The sequence below is a fragment of the Actinophytocola sp. genome, from assembly GCF_009379765.1.
Lineage (GTDB): Bacteria > Actinomycetota > Actinomycetes > Mycobacteriales > Pseudonocardiaceae > Actinophytocola.
This window is the reverse complement of record NZ_WHTD01000013.1, coordinates 1-19,754: the sequence shown is the minus strand read 5'-3', so window position 1 is coordinate 19,754 and position 19,754 is coordinate 1. Positions and strand designations below refer to the sequence as shown.

Annotated in this window: 20 protein-coding genes; 12 read left to right on the top strand and 8 right to left on the bottom strand. The window is 71.4% G+C overall.

What is annotated here, in order from left to right; all coding sequences use genetic code 11:
• From GEV28_RS05905 to GEV28_RS05890, 4 genes are all read left to right on the top strand, one after another.
• The gene (locus GEV28_RS05905) at positions 1 to 765 is read left to right on the top strand and encodes a hypothetical protein (protein ID WP_291409393.1); all 765 of its coding nucleotides are present in this window, start codon (positions 1 to 3) and stop codon (positions 763 to 765) included.
• 36 nt (positions 766 to 801) lie between these two features.
• The gene (locus tag GEV28_RS05900) at positions 802 to 1,389 is read left to right on the top strand and encodes a TetR/AcrR family transcriptional regulator (RefSeq protein ID WP_291409391.1); all 588 of its coding nucleotides are present in this window, start codon (positions 802 to 804) and stop codon (positions 1,387 to 1,389) included.
• A gap of 191 nt (positions 1,390 to 1,580) precedes the next feature.
• Positions 1,581 to 3,014, top strand: a complete 1,434-nt coding sequence (purB, locus tag GEV28_RS05895) for an adenylosuccinate lyase (protein ID WP_291409389.1) — start codon at positions 1,581 to 1,583, stop codon at positions 3,012 to 3,014.
• 19 nt (positions 3,015 to 3,033) lie between these two features.
• Positions 3,034 to 3,831, top strand: coding sequence for an MOSC N-terminal beta barrel domain-containing protein (locus GEV28_RS05890; protein ID WP_291409387.1), 798 nt, complete (start codon positions 3,034 to 3,036; stop codon positions 3,829 to 3,831).
• Positions 3,832 to 3,983: 152 nt separating this feature from the next.
• On the opposite strand, the gene GEV28_RS05885 is transcribed toward GEV28_RS05890, so the two are convergent.
• A complete protein-coding gene (locus GEV28_RS05885) occupies positions 3,984 to 4,502 on the bottom strand; it encodes a hypothetical protein (RefSeq protein WP_291409386.1) in 519 nt (172 codons plus the stop codon).
• Positions 4,503 to 4,543: 41 nt separating this feature from the next.
• On the opposite strand from GEV28_RS05885, the gene GEV28_RS05880 reads away from it, so the two are divergent.
• Both GEV28_RS05880 and GEV28_RS05875 read left to right on the top strand, forming a co-directional pair.
• Positions 4,544 to 5,356, top strand: a complete 813-nt coding sequence (locus GEV28_RS05880) for an SAM-dependent chlorinase/fluorinase (protein ID WP_291409384.1) — start codon at positions 4,544 to 4,546, stop codon at positions 5,354 to 5,356.
• 66 nt (positions 5,357 to 5,422) lie between these two features.
• On the top strand, positions 5,423 to 6,148 hold the full coding sequence (locus GEV28_RS05875) for a DUF2334 domain-containing protein (RefSeq protein ID WP_291409382.1): 726 nt from the start codon (positions 5,423 to 5,425) through the stop codon (positions 6,146 to 6,148).
• On the opposite strand, the gene GEV28_RS05870 is transcribed toward GEV28_RS05875, so the two are convergent.
• Positions 6,120 to 6,764 carry an MBL fold metallo-hydrolase gene (locus GEV28_RS05870; RefSeq protein WP_291409379.1) on the bottom strand — a complete coding sequence of 215 codons (645 nt, stop codon included), beginning with the start codon at positions 6,762 to 6,764 and terminating at the stop codon, positions 6,120 to 6,122. The two genes, GEV28_RS05875 and GEV28_RS05870, sit on opposite strands and share 29 nt — an antisense overlap.
• Before the next feature lie 84 nt (positions 6,765 to 6,848).
• Here GEV28_RS05870 and GEV28_RS05865 point away from each other — a divergent pair, with 84 nt between their 5' ends.
• A complete protein-coding gene (locus tag GEV28_RS05865; protein WP_291409378.1) occupies positions 6,849 to 8,363 on the top strand; it encodes an aldehyde dehydrogenase family protein in 1,515 nt (504 codons plus the stop codon).
• Positions 8,364 to 8,384: 21 nt separating this feature from the next.
• On the opposite strand, the gene GEV28_RS05860 is transcribed toward GEV28_RS05865, so the two are convergent.
• Positions 8,385 to 9,185: a DUF2690 domain-containing protein gene (locus GEV28_RS05860; protein WP_291409375.1), complete on the bottom strand. Its 801-nt coding sequence runs from the start codon at positions 9,183 to 9,185 to the stop codon at positions 8,385 to 8,387.
• Positions 9,186 to 9,343: 158 nt separating this feature from the next.
• Between GEV28_RS05860 and GEV28_RS05855 the strand changes: the two genes are divergently transcribed.
• Positions 9,344 to 9,760: a hypothetical protein gene (locus tag GEV28_RS05855; protein ID WP_291409373.1), complete on the top strand. Its 417-nt coding sequence runs from the start codon at positions 9,344 to 9,346 to the stop codon at positions 9,758 to 9,760.
• On the opposite strand, the gene GEV28_RS05850 is transcribed toward GEV28_RS05855, so the two are convergent.
• The 3 genes from GEV28_RS05850 to GEV28_RS05840 all read right to left on the bottom strand — a co-directional run bounded on the left by GEV28_RS05850 (position 9,699) and on the right by GEV28_RS05840 (position 13,355).
• A complete protein-coding gene (locus tag GEV28_RS05850) occupies positions 9,699 to 11,285 on the bottom strand; it encodes a GMC family oxidoreductase (RefSeq protein ID WP_291409371.1) in 1,587 nt (528 codons plus the stop codon). The two genes, GEV28_RS05855 and GEV28_RS05850, sit on opposite strands and share 62 nt — an antisense overlap.
• Before the next feature lie 58 nt (positions 11,286 to 11,343).
• Positions 11,344 to 12,357 carry an NAD-dependent epimerase/dehydratase family protein gene (locus tag GEV28_RS05845; protein WP_291409369.1) on the bottom strand — a complete coding sequence of 338 codons (1,014 nt, stop codon included), beginning with the start codon at positions 12,355 to 12,357 and terminating at the stop codon, positions 11,344 to 11,346.
• A gap of 62 nt (positions 12,358 to 12,419) precedes the next feature.
• On the bottom strand, positions 12,420 to 13,355 hold the full coding sequence (locus GEV28_RS05840; protein WP_291409367.1) for an SMP-30/gluconolactonase/LRE family protein: 936 nt from the start codon (positions 13,353 to 13,355) through the stop codon (positions 12,420 to 12,422).
• A gap of 147 nt (positions 13,356 to 13,502) precedes the next feature.
• Between GEV28_RS05840 and GEV28_RS05835 the strand changes: the two genes are divergently transcribed.
• The 4 genes from GEV28_RS05835 to purL are packed head-to-tail and all read left to right on the top strand — an operon-like array spanning position 13,503 to position 17,629.
• Complete coding sequence (locus GEV28_RS05835; RefSeq protein ID WP_291409365.1) at positions 13,503 to 14,366, top strand: helix-turn-helix transcriptional regulator; 864 nt, start codon at positions 13,503 to 13,505, stop codon at positions 14,364 to 14,366.
• Between the two features lie 49 nt (positions 14,367 to 14,415).
• Positions 14,416 to 14,655, top strand: a complete 240-nt coding sequence (gene purS, locus GEV28_RS05830) for a phosphoribosylformylglycinamidine synthase subunit PurS (RefSeq protein WP_291409363.1) — start codon at positions 14,416 to 14,418, stop codon at positions 14,653 to 14,655.
• Positions 14,652 to 15,326 (top strand): phosphoribosylformylglycinamidine synthase subunit PurQ, encoded by a 675-nt coding sequence (gene purQ, locus GEV28_RS05825; protein WP_291409361.1) that lies wholly within the window; start codon positions 14,652 to 14,654, stop codon positions 15,324 to 15,326. Before purS ends, purQ begins: the two co-directional genes overlap by 4 nt.
• An 8-nt stretch (positions 15,327 to 15,334) precedes the next feature.
• Positions 15,335 to 17,629, top strand: a complete 2,295-nt coding sequence (purL, locus tag GEV28_RS05820) for a phosphoribosylformylglycinamidine synthase subunit PurL (protein ID WP_291409505.1) — start codon at positions 15,335 to 15,337, stop codon at positions 17,627 to 17,629.
• A gap of 15 nt (positions 17,630 to 17,644) precedes the next feature.
• Here the strand turns inward: purL and GEV28_RS05815 are convergent, their stop codons facing one another.
• Together GEV28_RS05815 and GEV28_RS05810 are read right to left on the bottom strand one after the other, a co-directional pair.
• Positions 17,645 to 17,983 carry a hypothetical protein gene (locus GEV28_RS05815; protein ID WP_291409359.1) on the bottom strand — a complete coding sequence of 113 codons (339 nt, stop codon included), beginning with the start codon at positions 17,981 to 17,983 and terminating at the stop codon, positions 17,645 to 17,647.
• Between the two features lie 326 nt (positions 17,984 to 18,309).
• Positions 18,310 to 19,368 carry a hypothetical protein gene (locus GEV28_RS05810; RefSeq protein WP_291409357.1) on the bottom strand — a complete coding sequence of 353 codons (1,059 nt, stop codon included), beginning with the start codon at positions 19,366 to 19,368 and terminating at the stop codon, positions 18,310 to 18,312.
• Positions 19,369 to 19,754 lie beyond the last annotated feature (386 nt).

Below are 19,754 nucleotides of genomic sequence, written 5' to 3'. Positions count from 1 at the left end.
ATGGATGAGCGCAAGCTGGCTGAGCTGCTGCACGACGCGGTCGCCGACGCGCCGCCGCCTTCGTTCGACCAGCGCGACGTGGCCGCCGGGTCGGAGCGGCAGCGCATCCGCAGGCGGAACGGGGTTCTCACAGGTTCCGCCTTTGGTGTGGTCCTCCTGGCGAGCGCAACGGCGCTCGGCGTGGCATTGTGGACAGGGCCCCACTCGGCCGATCAGACGAACGCTGCAGAAGCCGCGGCAGCAGGAGGTAACGGAAGCGCTGCTCCGAACGAGTTACCTCAAGAGGACAGCGCTGGCGCTCCAAAAGCAGAGCGTGAGCTTGTCCCCCAAGACGCCCCCTCGGAGACGCGTAAGCAGGGACGCCCTCCGAGTGGGGACGCCGGGCCTGCGGGGCCTGGCAGCACCCCTAGTGGGTGCAAACAGGCGGACCGGGAGCTCGCTGCTGCCCTCGCGGGCGAGCTCCCGGCCGCCGCAAAAATTCGCGCCGAAGACGCCATCCCGGTTGAGCTGTGGTGTCCCGAAGGCGCCAAGGGCGCGGCGTTCCGAGTCTCGGACCAGGGTCATGGCGGGACCATCTCGGTCATCCGCGTGCAGCCCGACACCACGCCGCCCGAATGGGCCACCCCGGCCGGTACCCGGAGCGGTTTGTGGACCGCCAGCGACGACAGCACCTACATGGTGCTCAGCGAGCCACTGTCGGCCGGTGGCGTCGCGCCGTTCGGTTCGGCCGTGCAACACCTGGCCACCGAGGTCGGCCGGGCGTAACGACTGCGGCACTGACCTGGCACGATCTGTCCGGAGATGACGGCTGCCAGCACACCCAAGGGCGAGCGCCGCCGCCAGGCACTCGTCGAGGCCGCGGCGGAGCTCCTGGTCGAGCGCGGCTTCGACGCGGTCCGCCACCGCGCGGTCGCCGAGCGCGCCGACCTGCCGCTGTCCTCGACCACGTACTACTTCGACTCGCTCGACGAGCTGGTCGTGGCCGCCGTCGAGCACCACGGCCGCACCGAGCTGGTCCGCGGCGCCGAGCTCCTCGCCGCGTTGCCGACCCAGCCGCGCGCCATCGACTCGCTCATCGACCTCGTGCTCGACCAGCTGCTCGGCCCCCACTCGGGCGACCGGGACGCCGAGCTCGTCCTGCTGCGCTACGAGCGTCTGGTCGCCACGTTCCGCAGGCCCTACCTGCGCCCGCTGATGCGCACGCTCGGCGCCGAGCTGCGCGGCCTGCTGCTCGAGGTGTTCACCCGGTCCGGCATCGAGCTCGACCCGCGCCGGGTCGAGCAGCTCATCGCACTGGTCGACGGCGCCGTGGTCAACGCGCTCATCGAGATCGACCCGGACCCCCGCGCGGTCGCGCGGCGGATGCTCCACGAGTTCCTCGCGCCTTGATTGCAACCCCGATCGCCGTCGCGTCGTGAGCTACAGGCGGAAGGGAGCCACATGCGACAGACCGACGAGGACAGCGTTCGACGGTTCGCCACCCGCTACGCCGCGCCGTTGCGCTGCGCCGCAGCGCATACCTGCTGTGCGGCGACTGGCACCTGGCTGAGGTTCTGAGCACGCCGGTAAGCTGGGCAGACGTGACGTCCAAGCCCCGCATCGTCAACGTGCTCGCCGACCGCTACGCCTCCGCGGAGCTGGCCACCCTGTGGTCTGCCGAGCACAAGATCAAGCTCGAGCGGCGGCTGTGGATCGCCGTGCTGCGTGCCCAGGCCGAGCTCGGCGTCGCGGTCGACGATTCGGTCATCGCCGACTACGAGCGGGTCGTCGACCAGGTGGACCTCGCCTCGATCGCGGCGCGCGAGCGGGTCACGCTGCACGACGTCAAGGCGCGGATCGAGGAGTTCAGCGCGCTCGCCGGGCACGAGCAGGTGCACAAGGGCATGACCTCCCGCGACCTCACCGAGAACGTCGAGCAGCTGCAGGTCCGCGAGTCGCTCGTGCTGGTGCGCAACCGGGTCGTCGCGGTGCTGTCCCGGCTGGCCGCGCTCGCCGCCGAGCACACTGACCTGGTGCTCGCCGGCCGCTCGCACAACGTGGCCGCGCAGGCCACCACGCTGGGCAAGCGGTTCGCGTCGGCGGCCGAGGAGCTTCTCGTGGCGTTCGAGCGGCTGGACGGGCTCATCGAGCGCTACCCGCTGCGGGGCATCCATGGCCCGGTCGGCACCGCGCAGGACATGCTCGACCTGTTCGACGGCGACGTGTCGAAACTGGACCGGTTCCAGGCCCGGATCGCCGAGTACCTGGGATTCTCGCGCCGGTTCGACTCGGTCGGCCAGGTCTACCCGCGCTCGCTGGACTTCGACGTGGTGTCCACCTTGGTCCAGGTGGCCGCGGCGCCGTCGTCGCTCGCCAAGACGATCCGGCTGATGGTCGGCCACGAGCTCGCCACCGAGGGGTTCCGCGCCGGCCAGGTGGGTTCGTCGGCCATGCCGCACAAGATGAACACCCGATCGAGTGAGCGGGTCAACGGGTTCGCGGTGATCCTCCGCGGCTACGCGTCGATGGCCGGCGAGCTGGCCGGCGACCAGTGGAACGAGGGCGACGTGTCGTGCTCGGTGGTGCGCCGGGTCGCGCTGCCGGACGCGTTCTTCGCGCTCGACGGGCTGATCGAGACGTTCCTGACCGTGCTCGACGGCTTCGGCGCGTATCCGGCGGTGATCGCCCGCGAGCTGGACCGCTACCTGCCGTTCCTCGCCACCACCAAGGTGCTGATCGCGCTGGTGCGCACGGACGTCGGCCGGGAGACCGCGCACGAGGCGATCAAGGAGCACGCGGTGGCCGTCGCGCTCGCCATGCGTGAGCAGGGCCAGGAGCGCAACGACCTCCTCGACCGGCTGGCCGCCGACCCGCGGATCCCGCTGGACCGGGCGCGGCTCGACGAGCTGCTCGCGGACCGGCTGTCGTTCACCGGTGTGGCCGGCGCCCAGGTGGCCGCGGTGGTCAAGCGGGTGGGTGAGGTGATCGGCCGGTTCGGCGACGCCGCCGGATATTCACCGGCGGCGATCCTGTAGCGGCGGCTACCGTGTCCAGGTGGCCACTGTCTCCGCGCTGATCCACTACCCGGTCAAGGGTTGCGCCGGCCTGTCCGTGCCGCGCCTGGACATCACGCCGACCGGGCCGGTGCACGACCGCACGTTCATGTTCGTCACACCGGAGGGTCTGTTCCGCAGCCAGCGCACCACCTCGCGACTGGCGGTCGTGCGGCCCGACCTGGTGCACGACGGCGCCAAGCTGACCCTGTCCGCGCCCGGTCATCCGGACGTGGCGGTGGCGGTGCGCCCGGACGGCGAGCGGGTGCCGGTCACCGTGCACGTCTGGACCGGCCGGGGCATCGACCAGGGCGACGACGCGGCCGAGTGGGGCTCGGCGGTGCTGGGTGAGCCGGTGCGGCTGATGCGCGTTCCGCCCGACCACGAGCGCCAGGTCGACGCGACCCACGGCACGATCACCTACACGGACTCGACGCCGCTGCACCTCACCTCACTGTCCTCTTTGGACGATCTGAACGCGCGGATCCTGGCGCGCGGCGCGGAGCCCGTGCCGATGGCCCGCTTCCGGCCGAACATCGTCGTGTCCGGCTGGGACCCGTTCGCCGAGGACGACGCTCGCGAGATCCGGGTGGGCGGTGCGGAGCTTCGGTACGTCAAGCCGGACGTGCGCTGCAAGGTCACGATGGTCGACCAGGACGCGGGAACGCCGGCCGGTCCGGAGCCGATCCGCACGCTGGGCGACTTCCGGCGCGAACCGGACGGCGGCGTGAGCTTCGGCATCAAGCTGGCCGTCCGCACCCCCGGCGCCGTCTCGGTGGGCGACACCCTCGACCCGTAGTTGTCCACAACCCGCCGGGTTGTCCACATGTCGATCATGCAACCCCCGCGCGCCAACGTGAGCCGATAGGCTGGCATCGAGGGTGGCCCCCGGAGTGGGTGGGGCTTTACGTTTCTTGCGTTCTGCACGCACGCGCGTGCGACCGTTGGTGGTCATGGGCGGGTCAGCAGGGCCGGGATCCACAGGAACACCTTCGGGTCTCCCCGGCCCGACTCGGTCAGCCATGTCGCCGCTCGGCGAGCGGCGGGTTCCGACTCGATGAGGCCGTCCCGACCCGGTCGTACGCCGGTCGCCGCGAAGGTGTCCTCCACCAGGCCGCCCAGGCACAGCCAGGTGTGCCAGCCGCCCGGGTCGTAGCCGACCAGCTCGTAGCCGAGCCGCTCACCCGGGCCCAGCGGCAACCGGCGGGCCAGCCGGTCGGCCACCGCGTCCGCGGCCTGCAGGTCCGCCATCAGCGGTTCGACGTCGGACACATGCACGCCCACCTCCAACACCGGTTCGCCGGCCGAGCGGGCACCAGTGAGCGAGTCGAACCACGGCGACCACGGCACGGCCGGCGTCACGTCGGCCACGCACTCGCTCATGCTCGTCAGCATCTCGGGCAGCAGCGTGGCCGACATGTAGACGGGTCGGCTCGTCCGGTCGGCGACCAGGAACCCCATGGACAGCATGCCCCGCACACTAGGCGGGACGATTCGGCCAGACTGGACCGATGAGCTACGACTGGATCTCGTTCACCACCGACTACGGCATGGATGACGGGTTCGTCGCGGCCTGCGAGGGGGTCATCGCCCGGATCGCGCCCGGGCCACGTGTCCTGCACGTGAGCCACACCGTCCCGGCGCAGGACGTGCGCCGCGGCGGCGCCATCCTCGCCCAGGCGGTGCCCTACCTGCCGCCCGCCGTCCACCTCGCGGTCGTCGACCCCGGCGTCGGCACCGACCGGCGCGGCATGGTGCTCGTCGCCGCCGAGGGGATCCTCGTCGGGCCGGACAACGGGCTGCTGATCCCGGCCGCGGAGATGCTCGGCGGTGTTCGCGCCGCCCATCTCCTCAGCGAGCCCGCCTACCAACTCTCCCGCGTCTCGGCCACGTTCCACGGTCGCGACGTGTTCTCCCCGGCTGCCGCGCATCTGGCCGCGGGCATCGCGCCGGAGAACTTCGGCGCGGCCATCGACGTCGCAACGCTCGTCCGGCTGCCCGACCCGGAAACCCTTGCCGAGCAAGGAAAGCTGACCACCGAGATCTTGTCCGTGGACAGCTTCGGCAACATCCAGCTCGCCGCCACCGGGGCCGACCTCGACGCCTCCGGCGCGCTCCCGGGCACCTCGGCGCACGTCAACCTCGGCGGCCGGTCGGTCACCGCGGCCGTCGGCCACACGTTCGGCGACGCCGCGCAGGAGCGCCTGCTGGTCTACGTCGACTCGGCGGGCAGGGTCGCGCTCGCGCTCAACGGCGGCTCGGCGGCCGCCGACTTCAGCGCCAACCCGGGTGACCAGGTACTCCTCCTGTTCGCCCGCCCTTGAGTATTCGCCCGACTGGTGCCGGCGTGTCACCTCGGTGTCAGGTGGGTGTCATCCCAGCATGGCGTCATGGGGAGCGTGACCGCTCGACTGCTGGTTTCCCTGTCCGGGATCAACGCCTGGACGCTGGACCGCGGAGCCGACCTGAGCGACGAGCTCGCCGCCCGCGGCGTGCCGCTGTCGCTGCTGTTCGCGCCTCGCGTGGCCGGCGCCGGCCAACCGAGACCGGTCCTGTCCTGGGTCCGGGAACGCCGCGCCGCGGGCGACGCGTTGCTGCAGCACGGCTACGACCACGCCGCCGCGCCCCGCGAGCGCACGATCGTCATCCGCAAGCGGGCCGAGTTCGCCACGCTGCCCACGCACGAGGCGGGGCTGCGGCTCATCGCGGCCGGCGCCGCGATGGAGCGCCTCGGTCTCGAGACCGACGGTTTCGTGCCGCCGCGCTGGCTCGCCTCGCCCGGCACGCTGGTGGCGCTGCGGCGCACGGGCTTCTCGATGTGCGCGGACCTGGTCGGCGTGCGCGACCTGCGGACCGGTGCCGTCCACAGAGGACGTGTGCAGGGCTTCGGGTTCGGCGAGCGGACCGAGCCGTGGTGGTGCTTCGCGCTGGTCATGGGCGCGGCCAGGAGCGCCCGCCGGGGTGGCATGGTGCGCCTGGCGGTGGACACCGCCGACCTGGCCCGGTCCGGGCCACGGCAGGCGCTGCTGGACGCCGTGGACATCGCGCTGCACCACGGCGCCCGGGCCGTCACCTATCCGGAGCTGGTCAGACCTCGGTCGGCTCGCGTGGCGTGAGCACGCGCACCTCGGTGCCTTCCGGGGCGAGACCGCGGAACCAGTTGTCGTAGGTGAGCTTCTTGCCGATGTCGCTGAGCAGCTCCTGGTGGATCGGCACCGCCACCCGCGGTGCGACCGCGCGCAGGAAGTCGACCGCCTCGCCGGTCTTCAGCCATGGCGCGGCGCTCGGCAGGCCCAGCACGTCGATCTTCTGCTCGGGCACGAACAGCGCGTCGCCGGGGTGGTAGAACGCGCCGCCGCCCACGACGTAGCCGGCGTTGGGCGGGACCGGGATGTCGGCGTGGATCACCGCGTGCTCGCCACCGACGACAGCCACCTCCGCACCGGCCAGCGTCAGGTTGTCGCCGGGGCGGACCTGCTCGGCGGCGAGGCCGAGCTTCGTCGTGACCTCGATCGAGCCCGAGTCGACGATCAGCGCGGCCGTCGGGTTGGCCTCGACCAGCGCGGGCAGCCGCGCCTCGTCGAGGTGGTCGAAGTGCTGGTGGGTGATCAGGATCGCGTCCAGGTCGCGGACACCCTCGAATCCCGCGGAGAACACCCCGGGATCGAAGAGCAGCCGCGCCGAGCCCGTGTCCAGCAGCACACATGAATGTCCGAAGTGAACGATCTGCACACCGCCAGGTTAGTCCCGAGGCCGTCGCGCTGGTCGCTACCGACGAGTAGCGTGTGGATGGGTAGCCGACCAGGGAGGGCCAGCATGACCACCGTCCAGGCCGAGTCCGCGACCACCGGTGAGCCGACCACGCGCGAGACGTTCGAGTCGCTCGACCCGGCCACCGACGAGGTGGTGGGGACCTATCCGGTGCACACCGCCGCGGACGTCGAGGAGGCGGTCGCCGAGGCTCGGGAGGCGGCGTCCTGGTGGGCGGGCCTGGGCTTCGCCGGCCGGACCGAGCGGCTGCAGCGCTGGAAGGGCGTGCTGACCAGGCGGTCGGCGCAGCTGGCCGAGCTCGTGCACGCGGAGACCGGCAAGCCGCACGGCGACGCGATGCTGGAGATCGTGCTGGCCATCGACCACACGGCATGGGCGGCGAAGCACGCGCGCAAGGTACTCGGCTCGCGGCGGCGGTCGGCCGGCCTGCTGATGGCCAACCAGGCGGCGACGGTCGAGTACCAACCGCTCGGCGTCGTCGGCGTCATCGGGCCGTGGAACTACCCGGTGTTCACGCCGATGGGCTCGATCGCCTACGCGCTCGCGGCCGGCAACGCGGTGGTGTTCAAGCCGTCGGAGTACACGCCCGGAGTGGGCAAGTGGCTGGCGGACGCGTTCGCCGAGGTGGTGCCCGAGCACCCGGTGTTCCGGGTCGTCACCGGCTTCGGCAAGACGGGTGCCGCGCTGTGCCGGTCGGGCGTGGACAAGCTGGCGTTCACCGGCTCGCCCGGCACCGGCAAGAAGATCATGGCGGCGTGCGCCGAGACGCTGACGCCGGTGCTGATCGAGGCGGGCGGCAAGGACGCCCTGCTGGTCGACGCCGATGCCGATGTCGCGGCCGCCGCCGACGCCGCGGTGTGGGGCGGCATGTCCAACGCCGGCCAGACGTGCGTCGGGGTCGAGCGGGTGTACGTGCACGAGAAGGTCTACGACGACTTCGTCGCCAAGGTCGTCGAGGTCACCAAGGACGTGCGGGCCGGCTCGGACGCCGAGGCGAAGATCGGCCCGATCACGATGCCGGGGCAGCTGAAGATCATCAAGCGGCACATCGCGGACGCCCTGTCCCGCGGCGGGAAGGCTCTCGTGGGCGGCGAGGACGCGGTGGGCGAGCGCTACGTGCAGCCGACCGTGCTGGTCGACGTCCCGGAGGACTCGTCGGCGGTCCGCGAGGAGACCTTCGGCCCGACCCTGACGATCGCGAAGGTCCGCGACATGGACGAGGCGGTCGAGAAGGCCAACGACTCCCGCTACGGCCTGGCGTCCACGGTGTTCTCGAAGGCCCGCGGCGTGGAGCTGGCCCGCCGGCTGCGCTCCGGCATGACCGCGGTCAACGGCGTGATCAGCTTCGCCGGCATCCCGTCGCTGCCCTTCGGCGGCATCGGCGACTCGGGCTTCGGCCGCATCCACGGCCCGGAGGGGCTGCGGGAGTTCGCCCGCTCCAAGGCGATCGCCCGCCAGCGCTTCCGCCCGCCGCTGTCCCTCACGACGTTCAGCCGCACCGCGAAGACCGACGCGACGGTGGCCAAGCTGATCACCTTGTTGCACGGCAAGCGCCGCTGACCCCGCCGACCCCGCCGACCCTCAGCTCGGGACCTCGATCTCGTCGGTGCACGCGGACTCGCCGCCTGCCGTCACGCAGCCGCGCAGCCGCGTCCCCGGCGCCGCGGGCAGCATCCGCGTCGGCACCGGCGACGCCTCGCCGTCGACCTTCCCCAACCGCGCCTGCTGCGAGCCGCCGTCGCCGTCGGTCAGCTCGACCACCGCGCCCGGCCGCGAGCTGACGGTTCGGGCCCACGCGGCCGCACAGGTCGCGCTGTAGAGGATCTTCACGACGGTTCCGTCGGTCAGCCGCGGCCCGGTGGCGAGAACCTGGGGACGGTCGTCGCAGCCCTGCTCGTGATGGTTCTTCCCGTGGCATGACCGAGCGGTGCACCCTGCCGCCCGTGGGCCACCGATGACGAGCATGCCGCCGACCGCGAGAGCCACGACGAGAGCGGCACCCGCTGCGATGGCGACCCGGCGCCGGGTCACCCGCCGGCCGGCAGCCGGCTCGAGCGCCGCGTCCGGCGGCTCGGTCTCGCCGTCGCGAGCGTCCGGTCTCCTCCTGGCGGGCGCGCTCGCCACCGCGTGCGCGTGGAGCACCACCCGCTCGTCGACGGGCTCGCCGTTGTCCCGAGCCATCCCGATCAGCGTCTCCACCAGGCGCTTCTCCGGCACGCGTTCCCCGGTCAGGTAGCGGTTCAGCGTCGACCGGCCGAGGTGTAGCGCCTTCGCGAGCTCGGTCTGCGCCCGGTATCCGGTGGCTGTCACCACCGCGTGGAACTGCTCGACCCAGTGCCGAAGAGGCTCGGAGAGCTCGGGGCGCGGCTCGGGCACCTTCACCGCTGTGTCTCCGATCTGTCTCCGGGAACAGGTGGTTTCGCAGGTGAGAGGCGGGGACAGGAGCAGGTCGTCCCCGATCAGCGGCCCAGGCTAGCGGCCGAGCGCCCCCTTCCCGAGGCTGATCGCGTCGAGCTACACAATCGGGAAGGACGGTGTGCATGCACGCGCAACGAGTGGTGGTCGCGGTGGCGGCCGCGGCTGGGGCGATCGGCGTCTTCCTGCCGTGGACGAGCTTGTCGTTCTTCGGCATCGTGAGCGGCATCGCGGCGCCTGGCTGGGGCGCGGGAATGCTCACGGCGTGCCTGCTGGGGCTGGGGAGCGCGCTCGCGGGCCACCTGAACGAGTCGCTCGGAGTCTGGGCGCGTGGCGTCGGCATCCTGGCCGGGCTCGCCATGGGCGGAGTGCCCGCGTGGCTGATCATCCGGTTCTACAGCGAGGGTGTCGGTGGCCTGGTCGGTGTCGGCCTCTACGTGCTCCTCCTCGCGGGCGCCACCATGGTGTTCGTGCCCGATCTCATCGCGGAGCGCTCGCGGAACGACCGCGGATCAGGTCGGCCGCCTTCTCCGCGATCATGATCGTCGGGGCGTTCGTGTTGCCTCGGGGGACCACCGGCATCACGGACGCGTCCACCACGCGTAGGCCCTCGACGCCCTGGACTCGGAGGGTCGGGTCCACGACCGTGCCTATCGCGCACGTGCCGACCGGGTGGTACAGCGTCTGGGTCACCTCGCGGGCGTGTGCGCGCAGCTCCTCGTCCGTGACGTCGGCCAGGCGCGCCGGCATGAAGGGGCCGTCCAGGTATCGGGCCAGTGGTGCCCGCGCGCCGATCTCGATCATGTTGCGCAGGGCCGAGACCATCACGTCCATGTCGACCGGCTCGCTGTAGTAGGCCGGGTCGATCTCCGGGCGCCAGCGCGGGTCCGCCGACCGCAGCCGCAGCCGGCCGCGGCTCGCCACGTCCACCAGGGTCGCGCCGGCCGTGAAGCCGGGGACCGTCGGCTCGCGCATCCCGTTGTCGTAGAACAGTGTCGGGGCCACGTGGACCTGCAGGTCCGGCGCCGCCAGGTCGTCGCGGGTCGGGTAGAACGCACCGGCCTCGCCCACGTTCGACGCGAACGGGCCCCGGCCGGTCACCTTCCAGCGCAGCAACGCGCCGGTACCGGCCAGGTTCACCAGGTCGGTCGTCCCCTTGGTGCGCCACAGGATCGCCGCCGCCGGGTGGTCGTGAAGGTTCTCGCCCACCTCCGGCACGTTCGCCACCACCTCGATGCCGTGCGACTGGAGGTGCTCGGCCGGGCCGACCCCGGACAGCATGAGCACCTGCGGCGAGTTCACCGCCCCGCCGGACAGCAGCACCTCGCCGTCCACGTGGACGTCCGACTCCACCCCGTGCCGCGAGTACCGCACGCCGACGGCGCGGGTGCCGGCGAACAGGACCCGCGTCACGAGCGCGTCCGTCCGCACGGTCAGGTTCGACCGCTCCAGTGCCGGCCGCAGGTAGCCGTCCGCGGTCGACCAGCGGTGCCCGTTGTGGCACGTGACCTGGTAGAGCCCCGCGCCCTCCTGCGCGACGCCGTTGAAGTCGTCCGTCGGCTTCAGGCCCCACGACACCGCCGCGTCGACCCATGCGTGGGACAGCTCGTGGGTGTACCTGCGGTCCTCCACGTGCAAGGGGCCGTCGGTGCCGTGCAGGGGACCGGACAGCCGCGCGTTCCGCTCGGCCTTCACGAAGTACGGCAGCACCTCCTCGTAGCCCCAGCCGTCCGCGCCGTGCGCGTCCCGCCAGCCGTCGTAGTCGGCCCGGTTGCCGCGGATGTAGATCATCGCGTTCATCGACGAGCAACCGCCGAGCACCTTGGCCCGCGGCCAGTACGCCGGCCGGCCGCCCAGGTGTTTCTGCTCGACGGTCTCGTAGTTCCAGTCGTAGCGGGTCTTGAACAGGGTCGAGAAGGCCGCCGGGATGTGGATCTCGTCGGCGTCGTCCTCGCCGCCCGCCTCGAGCAGCAGCACGCGTACCGCCGGGTCCTCGGTCAGCCGGTTGGCGAGCACGCAGCCCGCGCTGCCCGCGCCTACCACCACGTGGTCAAAGGTCTCCGTCATGGCAGCCTCCCTGGAAGGGCGTCAACCCTTGGAGACTGCCACGACGGCCACCCCGCGGCTACAGCGTCGCGAGGATCTCCCGTTCCTCGTCCAGTGACAGCCCCGCCTTGCGCTCCCGGTCCAGCCCGAGCTCGCGCTCCCTGGCCAGCGCGTCGGCGACCGCGTCGGCCAGCGGCCGCACCGGCATGCCGGCCGCGATCGACGGCGCCGTGTCGTGCGACTTCATCCCGTCGTACTCCGGCGGGAGCCACAGCGGCAGCGACCGCGGCCCGCCCCACGGGTTGACCTTCGCCTCGGTGAGCTGCGTCGGCGACGCCTTGACGAACTCGACGTCGACCCCGACCGCGGCCGCGATCTCCTCCAGCACCGTGGCCAGCGGGCGGTGCGGACCGACGCCGTCGAAGTCGCCGGCGAGGTTCTTCTCCCCGGCGTCCACGATCCACTCCGCGAAGTCACGCACGTCGATGTACTGGATCGGCTGCTTCGGCGCGTCCGGCACGAGCACGCGTCCGCCTTGGGCGAACCGTCCCGGCCAGTAGCCGAACCGGTCGCTGCGGTCCCACGATCCGGTGATGAGCCCTGGTCGCACGATGAACGCACGGTCGACGCCCATCACCTCGCGCACCAGGTTCTCGCTCGCCATCTTGATCCCGCCGTACAACAGGACGCCGTCATCGCCGGCCGCGGCCATCTCCTCGCGGGTGGCGTGCCGGGTCAGCGGCGGGACCAGCGGGCCGGTGGCCGGGGTCTGCCCGGGCGTCGCGTTGTCCGAGTAGACGTTGATCGTCGACACGAACGTCCAGTGCCGCACCCGGTCCGCGAACGCCCGCAACGCCCGGTCCACCCACGGGTGGGACAGGGGGGCCACGTCGACCACCGCGTCGAAGCTCTCGCCGGCCAGCGGCGCGAGCCCGTCCTCGGCGTCCCGGTCCACCGTCACCAGCGTCGCGCCGTCCGGGACCGCGCCGGACTCACCACGCGCCGCGCACACCACCTCGTGCCCCCGGCGCACGGCCTCGGCCGCCACCGCGTGTCCGACGAAGATCGTTCCACCGAGTACCAGAAGTCGCATGCGCCCACCATGTCCCCATCACCGGACCCGCCGCCACCGATCTCGCGGACGGCGAACGGCCGTCAGATCCGTCGCAGCACGAAGTCCCGCGCCGAGCCACCGGCCAGGAACACGTCCAGCCGACCGTCCAGGACGTAGCTGCCGAACGGCGTCACCGCGACCGTGGTCGGCGCGGGGTCCGGCCACGACCGGGTCCGCAGCGGGATCGCGACCCGCCCGGCCAGCCACAGCTCGTGCAAGGCGGCCACACTTCCGGGCAGGTTGTCCAGCCGGTTGGTGACCACGACCAGCGTGCCGTCGGGACGCAGCGCCATCCCGTCCCCGCCGACGAGCGGCTTCGGCGTCCACACCTCGGTGAGCCGGTGGCCGTCGATCCGGAACAGCTTGCCGGTCGTGTAGTTGACCACCACCAGGTAGCCGCCCGGGTGCCACACGATGCCGTTCGCGCCGATCGCCGGCGCCAGCCGCGGGTCGCTGACCAGCGTCGACACGTGGCCGGCCGGGTCCACCCGGTAGACGGCGCCCGCGCCGGCGTCGGTCGCGTAGGCGACGCCGGCCGGGTCGAGCGCGACGTCGTTGAGCGACCGGGCGCCGCCGGCGAGGCTCACCAACCGGAGGCGGGCACCGGTGGCCAGGTCGTAGTAGCCGAGCCCGGTCGGGCCGGGAGCCGTCGGGTTGCCGTAGACGGCCACGATCCGGTGCCGCGCGGCGTCGACCTTCAGGCCGGCGAAGCCGGGGACGTCCGGGTCGGACACCACGGTCCGCGCCACGCCGTCCCGGCCGACGGCCGAGATCCGCGCGGGACCGGCGAACGACCCGACCAGCAGCGCCTGCCGGCTCGGGTCCCACGCCACACCTTCGGGGAACTGGTCGGTCGCCGCGGGCGTGAGCACCGCTGGCAGGCCGTGTTGTGCCTGCGCCGGCGCTGCCGCGCCGACGAGGCCCGTCGCGAGCGCCAGGGCAACCGGCGCGGCGACGAGCAGCGAACGAAGTCGCATCGTCTCTCCTCCTGAGTCGAATCCAACGCGACCGATGCTGCGCGGGCGGCGGCGCTGCACCCAGACGTCCGTTCTGCCGTGGGGTCGCGCGACGGTGGGTCCGACAGACCCACCTTCGGGGCCACCCGATCGGGGATACTCGGGCGCATGGACCGCCGCAGCGAGCTGACCGAGTTCCTGCGCTCGTGCCGGGCCCGCCGGAGGCCGGAGGACCTCGGCCTGACGCCCGTCGCCGGCCGGCGACGGGTGCCCGGCCTGCGCCGCGAGGAGCTCGCCCAGGCCGCCGCGCTGAGCGTCGACTACTACGTCCGCCTCGAGCAGGGCCGGCTGCGCAACCCGTCCGAGTCGGTGCTCGACTCCGTGGCCGCCGCGCTCGCGCTCGACGACGCCGAGCGCCGCCACCTGCACAACCTCGCCCGGCCGCGGCGCACCCGCGAGCCGGCCGCCGGGCCGGTCGTCCGGCCGACCCTCCAGGCGTTGCTCGACGTCGCGGCCGTGCCGGCCGCGATCTACGGCCATCGCGGCGAGGTCATGGCGTGGAACGACCTGGCCGCCGCGCTGCTGATCGACTTCGGCACAGTGCCGGTCGAGCGGCGGAACATGGCGTGGCTGCTGTTCACCGACGACGAGGTCGCCTCCCGGTACGCCGACTGGGAGGGCAAGGCCCGGGACCTGGTCGCCCAGCTGCGGATGGCGGCCGGCGCGGACCCGGACGACGCCGTGCTCACCGCGCTGATCGGCGAGCTGTCGGTGAAGAGCCCGGACTTCGTGCGGATCTGGGCGGGGCATCGGGTGCGGGAGAAGTGCCGGGGCTACCACCGCTACCGGCATCCGGTTGTGGGCGAGTTCACCCTGCGCTACGAGTCCTTCCGGCTGCCGGACGCGCCGAACCAGTCGTTCGTCTGCCAGTTCGCCGAGCCGGGAACCCCTGATGAGGATGCGTTGGCGCTCCTCGCGTCCTGGACGGCTGGCGCCGGGCGCCTCGAACGGGTGAACCCGCAGCTCAGGTAGGCTTTTGGCAGTCACCGCCCGACCCACTCGAGTTCAGGAGCTGCCTGTCGTGGCCCGAGTCGTCGTCGACGTCATGCCCAAGCCCGAGATCCTCGACCCGCAAGGGCAGGCCGTCGCCAAGGCCCTGCCCCGGCTGGGCTTCGCCGGGATCTCCGATGTCCGTCAGGGCAAGCACTTCGAGCTGGAGGTGGACGACTCCGTCGACGACGAGACGCTCGCCAAGATCGCCGAAGGCTTCCTGTCCAACCCGGTGATCGAGGACTTCACCGTCCGGCGGGTGCGGTCGTGACCAAGGTCGGTGTGATCACCTTCCCCGGCACGCTGGACGACACCGACGCCGCCCGCGCCGTGCGCTACGCCGGCGCCGAGCCGGTCTCGCTGTGGCACGGCGACGCCCACCTGCGCGGCGTGGCCGCGGTCATCGTGCCCGGCGGCTTCTCCTACGGCGACTACCTGCGGGCCGGCGCGATCGCCCGGTTCGCGCCGGTGATGGGCGAGGTCGTGACCGCGGCCCGCGGTGGCATGCCGGTGCTGGGCATCTGCAACGGCTTCCAGATCCTGTGCGAGGCGGGCCTGCTGCCCGGCGCGCTGCTGCGCAACGGCGGCCTGCACTTCGTGTGCCGGGACCAGACGCTGCGGGTCGAGCGCACCTCGACCGCGTGGACCAGCCGGTACGCCGAGGGTGCCGAGATCGTCGTCCCGGTCAAGAACATGGACGGCCGGTTCACCGCGCCCAGGTCCACCGTGGACGAGCTGGAGGGCGAGGGCCGGGTGGTCTTCCGCTACACCGGGTCGAACCCGAACGGCTCGGTGTCCGACATCGCCGGGGTCAGCTCGACGGACGGCCGGATCGTCGGCCTGATGCCGCACCCGGAGCACGCCGTCGACCCGCTCACCGGACCGAGCGCCGACGGCCTCGACATGTTCCGTTCGGCGCTCGAGGCGGTGGTGTCGGCGTGACCGCGACGATGCACGTCGACACGGTGTCCGCCGCGGCGTCCACCCCGGACGTCGAGCAGCCGTTCCGCGAGCTCGGCCTCGAGGACGACGAGTACACGCGGATCCGCGAGATCCTCGGCCGCAGGCCCACCGACGCCGAGCTGGCGATGTACTCGGTGATGTGGAGTGAGCACTGCTCCTACAAGTCCTCCAAGGTGCACCTGCGCTACTTCGGCGAGACCACCACCGACGAGATGCGGGCGTCGATGCTCGCGGGCATCGGCGAGAACGCGGGCGTGGTCGACATCGGCGACGGCTGGGCGGTCACGTTCAAGGTCGAGTCACACAACCATCCGTCCTATGTGGAGCCTTACCAGGGGGCGGCCACCGGCGTCGGCGGCATCGTGCGCGACATCCTGGCGATGGGCGCCCGCCCGCTGGCGGTGATGGACCCGCTGCGGTTCGGCGCCGCGGACGCGGCCGACACCCGCCGGGTGCTGTCGGGCGTCGTGGCCGGCGTCGGCGGCTACGGCAACTGCCTCGGCCTGCCCAACATCGGCGGCGAGGTCGTGTTCGACGAGTCCTACCAGGGGAACCCGCTGGTCAACGCGCTGTGCGTGGGTGCGATGCGGGTCGGGGACCTGCACCTGGCGCACGCGTCGGGCACGGGCAACAAGGTCATCCTCTTCGGCGCGCGGACCGGCCTCGACGGCATCGGCGGTGTGTCGGTGCTGGCGTCGGACACGTTCGCCGCCAGCGACTCGGCCGAGGGCGGTGCGGAGCAGACACTCGACCCTGCGAGCAGGTCTTCGGCACGCAAGAAGCTGCCGAGTGTCCAGGTCGGCGACCCGTTCACCGAGAAGGTGCTCATCGAGTGCTGCCTGGAGCTGTTCCAGGCGGGGCTCGTGGTCGGCATCCAGGACCTCGGCGGCGCCGGCCTGTCGTGCGCGACCAGCGAGCTGGCGTCGGCCGGGGACGGCGGCATGCACGTGTGGCTCGACCGGGTTCCGTTGCGCGCCAAGGGGATGACGCCCGCGGAGATCCTGTCCTCGGAGTCCCAGGAGCGGATGTGCGCGGTCGTCCGCCCGTCCGATGTGGACGCCTTCTTGCGGGTGTGCGCGAATTGGGACGTCTCGGCGACGGAGATCGGCGAGGTCACCGACGGCGACCGGCTGGTGATCACCTGGCACGGCGAGACCGTCGTGGACGTGCCGCCGCGCACGGTGGCGCACGAGGGCCCGGTGTACCAGCGCCCCATCGTGCGTCCGGCCGACCAGGACCGGCTGGTGGCGGCGTCCTCGTCCGGGTTGCCCCGGCCGTCCACTCCGGACGCTCTGCGTGCGGAGATCCTCCGGATGGCCGCGTCGCCCAACCTGGCCTCGCGGCGCTGGGTCACCGAGCAGTACGACCGCTACGTGCGGGGCGGCACCGTGCTCGCGCAACCGTCGGACGCCGGCATGATCCGGATCGACGAGGCCACCGGGCGTGGCGTCGCGATGTCGTGCGACTGCAACGCCCGGTTCGTGCGGCTCGACCCGTACGCGGGGGCGCAGCTGGCGTTGGCGGAGTCGTACCGCAACGTCGCGGTGTCCGGCGCGCGGCCGGTGGCGGTGACCAACTGCCTCAACTTCGGCTCGCCGGAGGACCCGGGTGTGATGTGGCAGTTCGAGCAGGCCGTGCGTGGCCTGGCGGACGGCTGTGCGGCCCTGGGCATCCCGGTCACCGGCGGGAACGTGAGCTTCTACAACCAGACCGGCGCGACGCCGATCCTGCCGACCCCGGTGGTCGGCGTCCTCGGCGTGATCGACGACGTCCGGTCGCGGATCCCGACGGGCATCGGCGCACCGGGCGACACGCTGGTGCTGCTGGGCGAGACCCGCGACGAGCTGGGCGGTTCCGAGTGGGCGCACGTGGTGCACGGCCACCTCGGCGGCCGCCCGCCCGCGGTCGACCTGGAGCGCGAGCGGCTGATCGGCGAGGTCCTGCGGGCCGGCGGCGTGTCCGCCGCGCACGACCTGTCCGAGGGCGGGTTGGCCCAGACCCTGGTCGAGGCCTGCCTGCACACCGGCACCGGCTGCCGGGTGACGCTCGACGGCGACCCGTTCGTGGCCCTGTTCAGCGAGTCGTCCGGCCGGGTGCTGGTCGCGCTCCCGCCGGCCTCGGTGGAGGAGCTCACCGCGCGGTGCGGCTCGGCGGGCCTGCCGTGGCAGCGCCTGGGCGTGGTGGAGCCGAGTCAGGACCTGGTCATCGAGGGCTTGGCCGCGCTGCCGCTGGCCGAGCTGCGCGAGGCATGGGAGGCGACGCTGCCGGCCCTGTTCGGCTGAGTCAACGGGGTTCGCTCAGGTGAGGTGGTCGGCGGTGCAGTCGTCGATGCCGGGCAGCCGGTTGGTGGGGCAGGTCAGGAACCAGCTGGCCACCCACCCCCGGCTCCCACCGGGTGCGTCGACGTAGACCCACCACGAGTTCTCCCCGACCTGCTGGCCACGCCGCTGGCACAGCGGGTAGACCTTGTTCCCCGGCTCGAGTCCCAGGAGGACGTCGGGACAGTTGCCGGTCCCCGGCTCGTCCCCGCACGCCGAGCCACCGTCGCGAAGCGACACCCCGGACTCACGAACGCTGTAGGACCCGGGGATGTACTCGGACCCGTCGGTCGGCTCACACCCGCTGACAAGCAGCACGGCCCCGACGACAACGAGCCCAACCCCACGCATAGACCGGCCCCTCGCGACACTGCGTAACCCGCGTTAGAGATCGACCAGTCACCCATAAGCGTGACGCCCTGTCAAGATCAGGCTGGTTGGTCACGTCAGCGGCCTGGAGGTACCCCGATCATGCAAGAGCCGCACGTTTCCGCTCACTCACGGATGCGTGCGGCTTGCTGAAGCTTGCAGACTGTCCCGGGTCAGTTACCGGAGTCGGTGCCGCCGCGCATGGGTTTCCTCTCGTGTGCTGGCATGCTATTGCATATATATACCACCGTCAGGTGCTTCTCTCATGCATTGACTCACCACGCTATCGATATTCCGTAGTTCGCCAGGGGTTGGCAAGCGTCCGTGAAGGTGTGCTCGGCTTCGCCGAGCGATGTCACTCTAATCCATCGGTCGTCGCCAGGCTCCGGCCGGTCGTAGCGTTCCCGCTCGGCGACGTCTGCGTAGTACCAAACCGCATCCGGTAGCTCGGCAATGTCGAACCGAATGCGAATCGTCAGGCCGCTCGTCGGCATGGTCTTCGAACGCTGGCCGGGCGCTATGCCGTAGTGATCAATTTCCACGTTGATCGCCCGCCGCTCGGTGTCGACGTCGTTCGCCGTGGCTTCGGAGGAGAAGTAGTGCTGCTCGCCGCGACGAAGCGGTGTGGGAAATACGAGCTTGGTGAGGATGGGTTCGCCGGCGCGTGAAGGAATTCGCTCCGCGCGGCATCCCCAGAGGGCCCGCACAGGAACAGAGAAAGAGGCGTCATCCATTTCTGGTAGCGCCCGCGCGGTGTAGTACTTGACGTTGTCTTCCTGCGCAGTCATGAGCCGCTCAGTGATGCGGCGATGGACGAAGCGGCCCTTCATGAACACTGTAGTGACGAACAGGTTGGCGAACACTGGCTGGGCGCCCTTGGACGGCCGCCGGTAGGTCGGACGAACCGTGTCGTTGAAGTACTCCTGCCATTCGGTTGGGTGATCGCGGAGGTAGTCCAGACGTTCGTCGACAGCGTGGCCGAGTATTCGAACGCCTGCACCCCACCAATGTCGTAGGGCGTCGTAACCGTGTTGCTTTCCCGATGGCTGAGTACCGAAGTCACCCCGGTCACGAGCGAAGGCCAACCGCTTGTCGATGCTCGACCCCCGGTTGGCCGAATCCATGTGCAATGCAGCTGTCAGCGCCGTGCGCTCATCGCTGAACTCGACGCGGCGGACCTCGTCCTGGATCAGTCGCCACAATGCCTTCGCGCGTTGGTCGGTCGTTCCGCCGCGGGGCATCTTGGAGGTCACTCCTTCGACGAGCACGCGCAGCGCGGCGGATTTCTGGGTCGATCCGGCGGGCCGATGGAGTTCCTGGAAGGCATGCTGCAAGGTGGACTCGACTCGGTCCTGCGGGCTGGCTGCCAGCCACCGCAAACCCGCTTCTCGCGGCGACGGGGAACCAACCGGCTTCCGGGTCAACGGTCTGCCTCACTATCGACTCACCAGGTACTTCCCGTACTACCACCAAACAGTGCGGCAAGTCTATGGAACGCATGGTGGCCGGCTATGTCTGACCTGGGATCTCCTCCGCTGGTCAACGACACCGAAAAAAGCGCATCGTGTGACTTGGACACATGGAGGATTATTCAAGTGTGCCACGAACGATGAGGGGAGTTGCCTTAGGGGATCTTTCTGATGCGGTGCTGTGCAGGAGATGAAGGGGTAGTGGCCCTTCGGCATCGCCCTACGGGGGGAGATGTCAAATCACCTCAAGC